This is a genomic window from Pedococcus aerophilus, assembly GCF_039532215.1.
GTDB classification, from domain to species: Bacteria; Actinomycetota; Actinomycetes; order Actinomycetales; family Dermatophilaceae; genus Pedococcus; species Pedococcus aerophilus.
Window position 1 is genome coordinate 647,288 of record NZ_BAAARN010000001.1, and the last position, 13,106, is coordinate 660,393.

10 protein-coding genes are annotated in these 13,106 nt (G+C 69.3%); 8 read left to right on the forward strand and 2 right to left on the reverse strand.

From position 1 onward, the window contains the following. Window positions 1-55: 55 nt before the first annotated feature. From ABD286_RS03020 to ABD286_RS03055, 8 genes are all read left to right on the forward strand, one after another. Window positions 56-703: a nitroreductase family protein gene (locus ABD286_RS03020; RefSeq protein WP_344190116.1), complete on the forward strand. Its 648-nt coding sequence runs from the start codon at window positions 56-58 to the stop codon at window positions 701-703. A gap of 65 nt (window positions 704-768) precedes the next feature. Continuing rightward, on the forward strand, window positions 769-3,213 hold the full coding sequence (locus ABD286_RS03025) for a DNA gyrase/topoisomerase IV subunit A (protein ID WP_344190118.1): 2,445 nt from the start codon (window positions 769-771) through the stop codon (window positions 3,211-3,213). 8 nt (window positions 3,214-3,221) lie between these two features. Beyond that, entirely contained in the window at window positions 3,222-4,232 is a 1,011-nt protein-coding gene (locus ABD286_RS03030) for a ferredoxin family protein (protein ID WP_344190120.1), read from the forward strand. Between the two features lie 163 nt (window positions 4,233-4,395). Then, a complete protein-coding gene (locus ABD286_RS03035; RefSeq protein ID WP_344190122.1) occupies window positions 4,396-5,679 on the forward strand; it encodes an ABC transporter substrate-binding protein in 1,284 nt (427 codons plus the stop codon). Window positions 5,680-5,883: 204 nt separating this feature from the next. Further along, entirely contained in the window at window positions 5,884-6,957 is a 1,074-nt protein-coding gene (locus tag ABD286_RS03040; RefSeq protein ID WP_344190124.1) for a carbohydrate ABC transporter permease, read from the forward strand. A gap of 1 nt (window position 6,958) precedes the next feature. Beyond that, on the forward strand, window positions 6,959-7,864 hold the full coding sequence (locus ABD286_RS03045; protein ID WP_344190126.1) for a carbohydrate ABC transporter permease: 906 nt from the start codon (window positions 6,959-6,961) through the stop codon (window positions 7,862-7,864). Window positions 7,865-7,889: 25 nt separating this feature from the next. Beyond that, the gene (locus ABD286_RS03050) at window positions 7,890-8,114 is read left to right on the forward strand and encodes a hypothetical protein (RefSeq protein WP_344190127.1); all 225 of its coding nucleotides are present in this window, start codon (window positions 7,890-7,892) and stop codon (window positions 8,112-8,114) included. A 17-nt stretch (window positions 8,115-8,131) separates the two neighbouring features. Continuing rightward, window positions 8,132-9,232: a LacI family DNA-binding transcriptional regulator gene (locus ABD286_RS03055; RefSeq protein WP_344190128.1), complete on the forward strand. Its 1,101-nt coding sequence runs from the start codon at window positions 8,132-8,134 to the stop codon at window positions 9,230-9,232. Window positions 9,233-9,254: 22 nt separating this feature from the next. On the opposite strand, the gene ABD286_RS03060 is transcribed toward ABD286_RS03055, so the two are convergent. Then, on the reverse strand, window positions 9,255-10,694 hold the full coding sequence (locus tag ABD286_RS03060; protein ID WP_344190129.1) for an APC family permease: 1,440 nt from the start codon (window positions 10,692-10,694) through the stop codon (window positions 9,255-9,257). 151 nt (window positions 10,695-10,845) lie between these two features. Further along, complete coding sequence (locus ABD286_RS03065; RefSeq protein WP_344190131.1) at window positions 10,846-12,993, reverse strand: DNA gyrase/topoisomerase IV subunit B; 2,148 nt, start codon at window positions 12,991-12,993, stop codon at window positions 10,846-10,848. Window positions 12,994-13,106 lie beyond the last annotated feature (113 nt).

The window sequence follows — 13,106 nt, forward strand, 5'->3', positions numbered from 1 at the left end:
GTGGTTGGTCCCATCCTGTCAGCGGCTCACGAGGAGTTCGCGACAGGATGGGGGCATGGAGCTCTCGCAGGTGGTCCGACGTCGCCGGATGGTGCGCCGCTTCGACCCCGAACGCCCCGTGCCGCGCGAGGTCCTGGAGCGGATCCTGCATGCCGCGCAGCGGGCCCCCAGCGCCGGGTTCAGCCAGGGCTGGGACTTCGTCGTCCTCGAGGGCCGTGGACAGACCGAGGCGTTCTGGGCTGCCACCCGTGACGGCGGGCGCCAGCCGGACGCCTGGCTGCGTGGCGTCTCGGCGGCTCCGGCACTGGTGCTGTGCCTGTCCGACCCGGGCGCCTACCTCGACCGCTACGCCGAGCCCGACAAGGGCTGGACCGACCGCGACCCGGCCCGTTGGCCGGTCCCCTACTGGGACGTCGACACCGGCATGGCCGCGATGCTCATGCTGCTCACCGCGGTCGACGAGGGCCTCGGTGCGCTCTTCTTCGGGGTGCCCCCGGACCGGCACCCGGACGTGCTGGAAGCCCACGGCATACCGAGGGACCGCCGGCTGGTGGGGGTCGTGGCGCTCGGGCACGAGCTCGAGCGGACCACGTCCCCGAGCCTGCGGCGAGGCCGTCGCGACGAGGCGGACGTCGTGCACTGGGGCCGCTTCGACGGCGGTCCGGGGACGGGCCCCGGCGAGTCGCCCGTCGAGCCCGTCTAGCCGTGGTCCAAGATTGGGTGGATCCCCGCACCCTGCGGGACGACTGCTAGGAGTGGCACCCAGGTATGGCCCGCAAGACCCCGTCAGCCCCCGAGGACGAGTCCTTCGTCGAGCGGATCGTCGACATCGACGTCCGCGAGGAGATGCAGGGGGCGTTCCTCGAGTACGCCGTCTCCGTCATCCACTCCCGGGCCCTGCCCGACGCCCGGGACGGCCTCAAGCCGGTGCAGCGACGGATCCTCTACTCCATGAACGAGATGGGCCTGCGTCCCGAGCGCGGCCACGTGAAGTCCTCGCGCGTCGTGGGCGACGTCATGGGCAAGTACCACCCGCACGGTGACACGGCCATCTACGACGCCCTCGTGCGCATGGCCCAGCCGTTCACGATGCGCCTGCCCCTCGTCGACGGGCACGGCAACTTCGGCTCCCTCGACGACGGCCCGGCCGCCTCGCGGTACACCGAGGCGCGCCCTGCCCCGGCCGCGATGCTCATGACGACCGGGCTCGACGAGGAGACCGTCGAGTTCGTCCCCAACTACGACGACCAGCTGCTCCAGCCCGAGGTCCTGCCCGCGGCGTTCCCCAACCTGCTCGTCAACGGTGCCAGCGGGATCGCCGTCGGCATGGCCACCAACATGGCGCCGCACAACCTCGTCGAGGTCATCGGTGCGGCCCGCCACCTCATCAGCAACCCGACCTGCTCGCTGGACGACCTGATGAAGTTCGTCCCCGGCCCCGACCTGCCCGCCGGCGGTCGCATCGTCGGCCTCGACGGGATCCGTGACGCGTACCTCACCGGCCGCGGCAGCTTCAAGACCCGCGCCACCACCCGGATCGAGAAGACCTCGCCGCGCCGCCAGGGCATCGTCGTCACCGAGCTGCCCTACCTCGTCGGGCCCGAGAAGGTCATCGAGAAGATCAAGGACGCCGTCCAGTCCAAGAAGCTCCAGGGCATCGCGGACGTCAAGGACCTCACCGACCGCAAGCACGGCCTCCAGCTGGTCATCGAGGTCAAGAACGGCTTCAACCCCGACGCCGTCCTGGAGCAGCTCTACAAGCTGACGCCGATGGAGGACTCGTTCTCCATCAACAACGTCGCCCTGGTCGGCGGGCAGCCGCGCACCCTCGGGCTCAAGGACCTCCTCAAGGTCTACGTCGACTTCCGCACCGATGTCGTCCGCCGCCGCACCGAGTACCGCCTCGGCAAGCGCAAGGACCGCCTGCACCTCGTCGAGGGACTGCTCGTCGCGATCCTGGACATCGACGAGGTCATCCAGCTCATCCGCACCTCTGACGACGGCACCACGGCGAAGGCGCGCCTGATGGACGTCTTCGACCTGTCCGACCCGCAGGCGACCTACATCCTCGACCTCCAGCTGCGTCGCCTGACGAAGTTCTCGCGCATCGAGCTCGAGACCGAGAAGTCGGACCTGGAGCGCCAGATCGAGGAGCTCGAGGCGATCCTCGGCGACGAGAAGCTGCTGCTCAAGACCGTCTCCACCGAGCTGGCCGACGTCGCCAAGAGCCACGGCACCCCGCGGCGCACCGTCCTGCTGGAGTCCGCCGGCGTCCCCGCCACGACCGCCTCGCCGCTGGAGGTGGCCGACGACCCGTGCTGGGTCCTGCTGTCCTCCACCGGACTGCTGGCCCGCACCAACGGCGCCGACCCCATCCCGACCGAGTCGTCGCGGAGCAAGCACGACGCCCTGGTCGGCGCCGTGCGCACCACGGCCCGCGGGGAGGTCGGCCTCGTCACGTCCCGTGGCCGCCTCATCCGGCTCTCCGCGCTCGAGCTGCCGACGCTGCCCCCGACGAACGGGGCACCGTCGCTGTCCGGCGGAGCCCCTCTGGCCGCCTACGTCGACCTCCCCCGCGGCGAGGAGCCGCTGACCATCGTGAGCCTGCTCGCCGAAGCCCCCGGGATCGCCCTCGGGACCGCCCAAGGCGTCGTCAAGCGCGTCACGACCGACTACCCCGGCCGCAGCGACTTCGAGCTCATCTCGCTGCGCGACGGCGACCACGTCGTCGGCGCCGTCGGCCTGGCCACCGGCGACGAGGACCTCGTCTTCATCACCTCCGACGCACAGCTGCTGCGCTTCGGCGCCGGGGTCGTCCGGCCCCAGGGTCGCGCCGCGGGCGGCATGGCCGGCATCAAGCTCGCTGCTGGGGCCACCGTCGCCTTCTTCGGCGCCGTCCCGCAGGGTGCCGACGCGGTCGTGGTGACCTCGTCCGGGTCCTCCGGCGCCCTGCCCGGCACCGAGCCGGGTTCGATCAAGGCCACCCCGTACTCCGAGTACCCGCCCAAGGGTCGGGCCACCGGCGGCGTCCGCTGCCACCGGTTCCTCAAGGGCGAGGACACCCTGGTCCTGGCGTGGGCAGGACCATTGCCCGCCAAGGCATCTGGCGCCAACGGCGTCGCGCTCGAGCTGCCCGAGCCCACCGGGCGCCGAGACGGTTCCGGCATGCCTGCACCGGCCGCCATCGCGCGGATCGCCGGGCCGCCGCAGTGAGTGCGTCCGTGCCCTCGTCCGGGCACGGTGTCCCTGCTCCCGACGCCTGCTCGGTCGGGTTCGACGTCGTGGGCGTCTCCGCCTTTGGCACAGCGGCGCAGGCGGGCTTCTTCGTGGCCCTGGAGCAGCCCGGCCCGTGGGGTCGGGACGCGGCCACGGAGTCGCACCTCCCCCCGGAGCTCGGGTCCGCCCTCGCCGACGCGTGCAGCCGCCGCGGAGGTCGGCTCAGCCTCATCCGTCGCCCCGGACGGCACCCCGCTGACGCCCACGACGCGGCGCAGGCCGGCCACACGGCATACCTCGCCTGGGCAGGTGAGCAGCCGTGGCTGCTCACGGGTCGGGTCACGGACCCGGCCGTCCTGCTCGACGTCGACCTCGACGCCCTCGCCCGCGGTGACCGCGACGCGGTCGCGGCATCCCTGCCCGGTATGGCGCCGTGCCCGCCCGTGCTGCTCGTGTGCACCAACGGGCGGCGCGACGTGTGCTGCGCGGTCCGTGGCCGCCCCGTGGCGCTCGACGCCGCAGTGGCCGCACCCGGAAGGGTGTGGGAGGCCTCGCACACCGGTGGCCACCGGTACGCCCCGACCGGCGTGCTGCTCCCCCACGGAGCCACCCTGGCCCGACTCGACGCCGCACTGGCCGGCGAGGTGCTGGCCGCTTCGGCCCACGGCGAGCTGCCGCCGTCGGTCCTCGGGCCGGACCACGACCGCGGCCGCAGCGCCCTGCCCCCCGGAGCCCAGGCCGCGGAGTCCCTGGTGCGCCACGTGGAGGGCGTCACGGACCTCATGGCGCTGCACGTGACCCCGGACGTGACCCTGGACATGACCCGCCGCGACGAGCCCGGAACGCCGGGAACTCCTGCCGTCGACGGGGTCCCGGCAGCGTTCGTGGTCAGTCACCGCGACGGTCGCAGCTGGTCGGTTCGATGCGAAAGGCGTATCACCGCACGTGAATTGCCTGAGTCGTGCGGCAAGGCGCCTGTCCACGTCGCGAGCTGGGACGCCCAGCTCATCCGCTGACGAACGATCACCCACGCACGCATTGCGTCGCAGTTACGGAATCGTTACCGCCTTCCACCTCAGAAGCGATTGCCACAGCGGAGCGCAAACGTTTACATGGGGCCGTTACCTCAGCGCTGAGGCACGTCCGCCTCAGCACGACGCGAGAAATGGAGGCGGGCGCATGGCCCTCCGAATGAACAAGCGGCGCACCTTCTCGGTGCTTGCCGGTGCAGTGTCCGTTGCGCTCGTCGCAGCAGCCTGCGGTGGTGGCGACGACGGCGGCAGTGACGCCGCGGCCTCCGGGGCTGACGCCCGCGGCCCCATCACCTACGTCCAGGGCAAGGACAACAGCGGTCTGCTCGGGCCGATGGCCGAGCGCTGGAACGCTGCCCACCCGAACGAGAAGGTCACGATCAAGGAGCAGTCGGACCAGGCCGACCAGCAGCACGACGACCTCGTGCAGCACTTCCAGGCCAAGGACCCGAGCTACGACGTGGTCTCCGTGGACGTCGTCTGGACCGCCGAGTTCGCGGCCAAGGGCTGGCTCACGCCGCTCAAGGACAAGTTCGCGCTGCCGACCGAGGGCTTCCTCAAGCCGACCGTCGACGCCTCGACGTACAACAACACGCTGTACGCCGCCCCGACCTCCTCGGACGGCTCGATGCTGTACTACCGCAGCGACCTCGTGAAGACGCCTCCGAAGACGTTCGACGAGATGTGGTCGATGTGCTCCATCGCCAAGGAGAACGGCATGGACTGCTACGCAGGCCAGTTCGCCAAGTACGAGGGCCTCACCTGCAACGCCACCGAGTGGATGAACGCCTACGGCGCCAAGGTCGTCGACTCGGCCGGCAAGCCCACCGTCGACTCCCCCGAGGCCGCTGCCGGCCTCAAGGCCCTCGCCGAGCACTACAAGAACGGTGACATCCCCAAGCAGGGCATCACCTACCAGGAGGAGCAGAGCCGCGCTGCGTTCCAGAACGGCAAGCTGCTGTTCCTGCGCAACTGGCCCTACGTCTACAACCTGGCCTCGACCGACGCCTCGTCTAAGGTCAAGGACAAGTTCAAGGTCGCCCCGCTCCCCGGTGTGAGTGGCCCCGGCACCTCCACCCTCGGTGGTCACATGGCCGCGATCAGCGCCTACTCCAAGTACAAGGCCACGGCCCTGGACTTCCTGAAGTTCCTCACCAGCCCCGAGGAGCAGAAGACCAACATGGAGAAGGGCTCGCTCGCCCCGGTCATCGAGTCGATCTACACCGACCAGGCCCTGGTCGCGAAGTACCCGTACCTGCCGACCCTGCTCGAGTCGATCCAGAACGCCGTGGCCCGCCCGGTCACCCCGTTCTACCCGGCCGTGACCAAGGCGATCCAGGACAACTCCTACGCGGCGATCCAGGGTCAGAAGACCCCGGAGCAGGCCGTGAAGGACATGCAGGCCGCCATGCAGGCCTCCACGGGCGGCTGATCCAGCCACCCGGGACCCGACGGTCCCGTCGGTGTGGGGGGTGCGCCACGGCGCACCCCCTCACCGGCAGCACGACGCACCACCCGCACGCCCCGACGTGCGCGGCACCACCCCCAAGCAGGAACCGGGGGTCGACGAGCCGCTTCGGACTCCTCGGCCCTCCCCACGGGCTTTCTCACCACGTTCTCCGGGCAAGGAGCAGGTATGAGCGCAGTCGCGCAGTCGACAGGGCGGTCGACGAAGAACACGCCGCCCAAGAAGCAAAAAGGGCTGAACGCCGGACAGGGTCGGCAGGGGCTGCTGCTCGTGGCCCCCACGATCGCGTTCCTGACCGTCATCATCATCTACCCGCTGTTCAAGGCGATCCAGCTCTCGTTCGGCAAGGACGAGGGCCTCGACCCCGCGACCGGCCTGTTCGTCGAGGGTGGCAACGCCGGCATCTCCAACTACACCCACTGGCTGCTCCAGCGCTGTGGCGACATCGACTGCCCCCCGGGCACGCTCGGCGCCCAGTTCTACGACGCGCTGTGGGTGACGCTGTTCTTCACCGTCGTCAGCGTCGTCATCGAGGTCCTGCTCGGCATGTGGTTCGCGATGATCATGAACCGCGACTTCAAGGGCCGCGGCCTGGTCCGCGCCGCCATCCTCATCCCGTGGGCCATCCCCACCGCCGTCACCGCGAAGCTCTGGTTCTTCATCTTCGCCTACGACGGCATCGCGAACGTCCTGCTCGGCTTCTTCGGGATCTCGCCGCAGCTGTGGACCAGCGACCCGTGGGCCGCCAAGTTCGCCATCGTCATCGCCGACGTCTGGAAGACGACGCCGTTCATGGCGCTGCTCATCCTCGCCGGTCTCCAGCTCATCCCGGGCGACGTCTACGAGGCCGCCCAGATCGACGGTGCCTCGAAGTTCCAGACGTTCATCCGCATCACCCTGCCCCTGGTCAAGGTGCCGCTCATGGTGGCGGTGCTGTTCCGCACCCTCGACGTGCTGCGCATCTACGACCTGCCGGCGATCCTCACCCAAGGAGCCGGCGGGACGACCTCGTTGTCGATGCTCGTGATCAACCAGATCAGACAGGGCTTCCACAGCGCCTCTGCGCTGTCGACGATCGTGTTCGCCCTCGTCGCGTTCACCGCCTTCCTCTTCATCAAGTTCGGTGGGGCCGACGTCGTGCAGCGTCCGCCCAAGTCGGCCAAGAAGAAGGACGACGACAAGCCCACCAAGTCCGCCGACACCGGTAACCCGGTCGCCGCCAACGTCACCACGGGAGCCTGAGATGACTGCTACGACGACCACGGCTCCCCCCAGCTCGGGGCGCACCGAGGCGCAGGAGATCCACTTCAAGAGCGACCGCAACGCCAAGCTGCGGATGTACTTCGGCCTCGCCGCGATCATCATCTGGGGCCTGGCCCCGTTCTACTGGATGGTCGTGACGGCGTTCCGCGACGTGGGCTACACCTTCGACAGCACCCCGTGGCCCACCCACGTCACGCTGGACAACTTCCGCACGGCGTTCTCGACGGCCCGAGGCAACCACTTCGGTGACGCCCTCGTGCACTCCATCATCATCGGCATCATCACGACCATCGTCGCGATGCTCGTCGGCGTCTTCGCGTCCTACGCCCTGGCCCGCCTGCAGTTCCCGGGCAAGTACGCCGTCCTCGGCGTCATCCTCGGCGCATCGATGTTCCCCGGTGTCGCCCTCGTGTCGCCGCTGTTCCAGATGTTCTCCAACTGGGGCTGGCTCACCGGAGCCAACTACCAGGCGCTGATCATCCCGAACATCTCGTTCGCCCTCCCCCTGACGATCTACACGCTCACGGCGTTCCTGGCGGAGATGCCCTGGGAGCTCGAGGAGTCGGCACGGATCGACGGCTGCACGCCGGGTCAGGCGTTCCGCAAGATCATGCTCCCCCTCGCAGCGCCCGGCCTGTTCACCACGGCCATCCTGGCGTTCATCGCGAGCTGGAACGAGTTCCTGCTCGCCGCCCAGTTCTCGACGCCGCAGACGCAGACGGTGACCGTCGCCATCGCGCAGTTCACCGGCGCCCAGCCCCGCCAGGAGCCCTACACCGCGGTCATGGCGGCCGGCACCATCGTCACCGTGCCGCTGATCATCATGGTGCTCATCTTCCAGCGGGCCATCGTCTCCGGCCTCACGGCTGGAGGTGTGAAGGGCTAGGCCCCGGCCTTCCCCCTCAGCACCCATGGGACTGTTCAACCCCGGAAGTGGCACAGGCGGTCAACGGGCCAGGGCCCAACGGCTGGACATGCTGCTCGGCATCATCGGGTTCTTCACGTTCATGGCCGTGATCCAGACGGTCGTCCTGGAGGTTCGCGGGGAGCCGGCGGGAACATCCGCCGCGCTCCTCGCGGTCCTCCTCGGCGTCCTGTACGTCGTCTGGCGGGCCAGGCGCAACACCGGAGTCTGACCTCCAGGACAGGTGTCATGACCACCATCGGCGACGTTGCCAAGGCTGCGGGAGTGTCCGTGGCGACGGTCTCCCGCGCGCTGCGCGGAGTGGACCGTGTGAGCCCGCGCACCCGCGAGCGGGTCCTCGCTGCGGCCACCGAGCTCCACTACGTGGCCTCCCCCGCCGCCACCTCGCTCGTGTCGGGACGCACGCGCGGCATCGGCGTCATCACGCCGTACTTCAACCGGTGGTTCTTCGCCACCGTCGTCACCGGCATCGAGAAGGCGCTGCGCGACGACGGGCACCACGTCCTGCTCTGCGACCTCGAGAGCCACACCTTCGACACCCGCCTGCCGATCACCCAGAGCATGCTCTGGAAGCGGGTCGATGGCGTGATCATCCTCAACGTCCCCCCCGACGCCCAGGAACGCGACCTCCTCGACCGGATGGGCCTGCCGGTCGTCACCGTGGGCAACCGCCAGCCGGGGTGGCCGTCGGTGCGCATCGACGACCGGGCCGCGATGTCGATGGCCGTCGAGTACGTCGTGGGGCTGGGCCACCGCGACATCGCGTATGCGGGCACCGTCCCGTCGTCGGTGTCCCACCTCCAGACGCCCTTCGACCGTCGTCACGCCTTCGACGAGGTGCTCGCCGCGCACGGCATCCGCAACCGACCGGAGTGGACGCTGCGGTGCGACTGGACCGCCGACGGTGCGGCCGAGCACGCCGACCGCCTGTTCGCGGGCTCCGACCGCCCGACCTGCGTCGTGGCAGCCTCCGACGAGATGGCCTTCGGTGTCATGAGCGCCGCGAGGCGCCACGGCCTGGACGTGCCGGGCGATGTGTCGGTCATCGGGATCGACGACCACGTCCACTCCCGCATCCACGACCTCACGACGGTCCGCCAGGACGTCGAGGCGCAGGGCCGGCACGCTGGTTCGCTCATGCTGGCCGCGCTGCACGGCCACGAGGTCAGCAGCAGCCACGACGAGGTCCTTGGCGTGGAGCTGGTGGTCCGTGGCTCGACCGCTCCCCCGAAGAAGCAGGCTCGTCCCTCGCAGACGACCGGGCGCCCGACGCGAACGCGAACGGCACCGAAGGCCTCAGCCTCCGGTGCCGTCCAGGCGACCGCGTGAGCAGTCGCGTGATGCTGCCGCGCTAGTTCATGCCGCCCTCGCGCTCCCCGAGCTCCTCGGGGTCGCGGATGTAGGTCTTCTTCGCCCGCAGCGCCCGGTTGGCGAACCACGTGATCGCCCACAGCACCACGCCGAGGACGAGCAGCCACCCAGCGATCTCGTACTGGATCGGCTTGCGGCCGGTGAGCGGCGTGACGAAGTAGGCACACAGGATCGCGCCGAGGATCGGTAGAACCGTCGGGGCGACGAAGTGCTTGCGGTTGATGGTGTCCTTGCGCAGGACGAGCACGCAGACGTTGACGATGGTGAAGACACCGAGCAGCAGCAGGGCGGTCGTTCCACCGAGGGCCCCGATCACTTCGCCGTCGGAGTTGAGGGTCACCAGGGTGATGAGGCCGAAGGCGATGGCCGTGGTGAAGATGATCGCGGCCCACGGCGTCTGGCGGGTCTTGTGCACCTTGCCCAGGAACGGCGGGAGCACCTCCTGGCGGGCCATGCCGTAGAGCAGGCGGCTCGCCATGAGCATGTTGATCAGTGCCGAGTTGGCCACGGCGAACATGGAGATGAAGGGCAGCAGCGTGTCGATCGGCACGTCGGGGGCGGCTCGCTCGACGACGGTCACCAGAGGCGTGTCGGACCCGGCCAGCTCGCCCACCGGCACGACCGCCACGGACAGCAGGGCCACGAGCACGTAGATGACCCCGGTGATGCTGATGCCCGCGATCATCATCTTCGGGAAGTTCTTGACCGGGTCCTTGGTCTCCTCGGCCATGTTGACCGAGTCCTCGAAGCCCACCATGGCGAAGAACGCCAACGACGTCGCCGCCGTGACCGCGAGGAAGGCGTTCTTGTCGCTGGGGCTGTCGAAGATCATCGTGCGGCTGAAATCGGTCTTCCCTGCGGTGACGGCGTAGAAGCCGCACATGATGACGAGCAGCAGACCGGACAGCTCGACGAGGGTGAGCACGATGTTGGCCCGGACGCTCTCGCCGACGCCCCGGAAGTTCACCAAGGCGATGACGGCCATGAAGGCCAGTGCGATGAACAAGATCAGGTTCGAGTTGTCGCTGTCGAGACCGAACCCCTTGGCCAGGTTCGAGGCGAAGGCACGCGAGGCCGTGGAGGCACTGGTGATCCCGGAGCACATCACCGTGAAGGCCACGATGAAGGTGAGGAAGTGCACCCCGAATGCCTTGTGCGTGTAGAGCGCCGCGCCTGCCGCCTGCGGGTACTTCGTCACCAGCTCGAGGTAGGAGAAGGCCGTGATCATGGCGATGCCGAAGGCCACGATGAACGGCGCCCAGGCGGCACCGCCGACCTCGGCGGCCACCTCTCCGGTGAGCGCGTAGACCCCGGTGCCGAGGATGTCACCGACGATGAACAGCAGCAGCAGCTTGGGCCCCATCACCCGCTTGAGCTCGGTCTGCTCTTCCCCGGTGTCGACGTTAGTCGTCGCACTCATGCCGTTCCTCCTCCAGTCGCGGAGGCCGCCCTACGCGGCCCCTGCACTGCCCCACAGTGGCGCAGAACGGCACCGGCGGCAACGACACACGCGGTATGGCGCACAGCCATACCGCGTGTGTCGTGCCGTTTGCGTGGTGTTGCTCCCGCCCTCAGGCGTCGATCCGCTCCCGGTCGAGCTCGGCCGCGGACTCGACGATGAAGTCCTTGCGGGGACCGACGTCGTTGCCCATGAGCAGGTCGAAGACGTGCTCGGCCATCTCCGCGTCTGCGAGGGTCACCCGGCGCAGCGTGCGGTGCCGGGGGTCCATCGTCGTCTCGGCGAGCTGGTCGGCGTCCATCTCCCCCAGGCCCTTGTAGCGCTGCAGCGGCTGCTTGATGTTCTTGCCGCGCTTGCCGAGGGAGGCGACCGTCGTCCGCATCTCCTTCTCGGAGTAGGTGTAGATGAGGTCGTTCTTCTTGGCGCCGTTGTTGACGACCTCGATGCGGTGCAGCGGGGGCACGGCGGCATACACCCTCCCGGCCTCCACCAACGGACGCATGTAGCGGAAGAACAGGGTCAGCAGCAGCGTGCGGATGTGGGCGCCGTCGACATCGGCGTCGGTCATGATGATGACCTTGCCGTAGCGGGCGGTGTCGAGGTCGAACGAGCGTCCCGACCCCGCACCGATGACCTGGATGATCGCGGCGCACTCGGCGTTCTTGAGCATGTCCGAGACCGAGGCCTTCTGGACGTTGAGGATCTTGCCCCGGATCGGGAGCAGCGCCTGGTAGTCGCTGGAGCGCGCGAGCTTGGCGGTGCCGAGGGCGCTGTCACCCTCGACGATGAACAGCTCGGACCGCTCGACCTCGGACGACCGGCAGTCGGCGAGCTTGGCCGGCAGGGTCGAGGACTCCAGGGCGTTCTTCCGGCGCTGGGTCTCCTTGTGCAGACGCGCACTGATGCGCGACTTCATCTCGGAGACGACCTTCTCGAGCAGCAGGGCGGCCTGGGCCTTCTCGCCGCGCTTGGTCGAGGTCAGGGCCGCGGTGAGCTCCTGCTCGACGACCTTGGACACGATGGCGCGGACGGCGTTGGTGCCGAGGACCTCCTTGGTCTGGCCCTCGAACTGCGGCTCCGCGAGGCGCACGGTCACGACGGCGGTCAGGCCGGCGAGGACGTCGTCCTTCTCGGGCTTGTCGCTGCCCACCTTGAGGCGGCGGCTGTTCACCTCGAGCTGCTTGCGGAACACCTTGAGCATCGCCTGCTCGAACCCGGCGATGTGGGTGCCGCCCTTGGGCGTCGCGATGATGTTGACGAAGGAGCTGACCTTGGCGTCGTACCCGGTGCCCCACCGGACCGCGATGTCGACGCCGCACTCGCGCTCCACGGCCATGGGGGTCATGTGGCCCTTGCTGTCCAGGACCGGCACCGTCTCGGTGAACGTGCCCGTGCCCTGGAGCCGCCACACGTCGGTGACCGCGGTGTCGGGGGCGAGGAACTCGGCGAACTCGGAGATGCCGCCGTCGTGGACGAAGGTCTCCTCGTGCGGGCCCTGCTCGCCGGGGGTGCCCGGGAGGCCGCGCTCGTCGCGGATGACCAGCGTGAGACCGGGGACCAGGAACGACGTCTGCCGAGCGCGCGAGACCAGGCTCGGGTAGTCGAAGGCCGCGTCCTTGAGGAAGATCTGCTCGTCGGCCCAGTAGCGCACCCGGGTGCCCGTCACGCCGCGCTTGGCCTTGCCGACGACCGCGAGCTCGCTGGAGCGCTCATACGGCGTGAACTCGTGGTCGGGGGCCTTGTCGGCGGTCGCGACGTCCGGGAAGTAGCCGGGCTCGCCACGGCGGAAGCTCATCGCGTACGTCTTGCTCGCGCGGTCGACCTCGACGTCGAGGCGCGCGGACAGCGCGTTGACGACCGAGGCGCCGACGCCGTGCAGGCCACCGGAGGCGGTGTAGGACCCGCCGCCGAACTTGCCGCCGGCGTGCAGCTTGGTGAAGACCACCTCGACACCGGTCAGGCCGGTGCGCGGCTCGATGTCGACCGGGATGCCGCGGCCGTTGTCGCGGACCTCGACCGACCCGTCGCGGTAGAGGATCACCTCGATGCGGTCGCAGTGGCCACCGAGGGCCTCGTCGACGGCGTTGTCGATGATCTCCCACAGGCAGTGCATGAGGCCGCGGCCGTCGGTCGACCCGATGTACATGCCGGGTCGCTTGCGGACGGCCTCGAGGCCCTCGAGGACCTGCAGGTGGTGGGCGCTGTAGTCCGACGTGGACTTCGTCGTCGCGGCCTTCTTCGCGGTGGTGGCTTCAGCCACGGGGTTCCCTTCTCGGTGCTCTGGCGGCCAGGTCGCTGACCGGTCTCCGCAGGGTAACCCGCTGCCCGGACACCGCTGCGCAGGCACGCGGCACGTCCGGCACCCGGCACGCG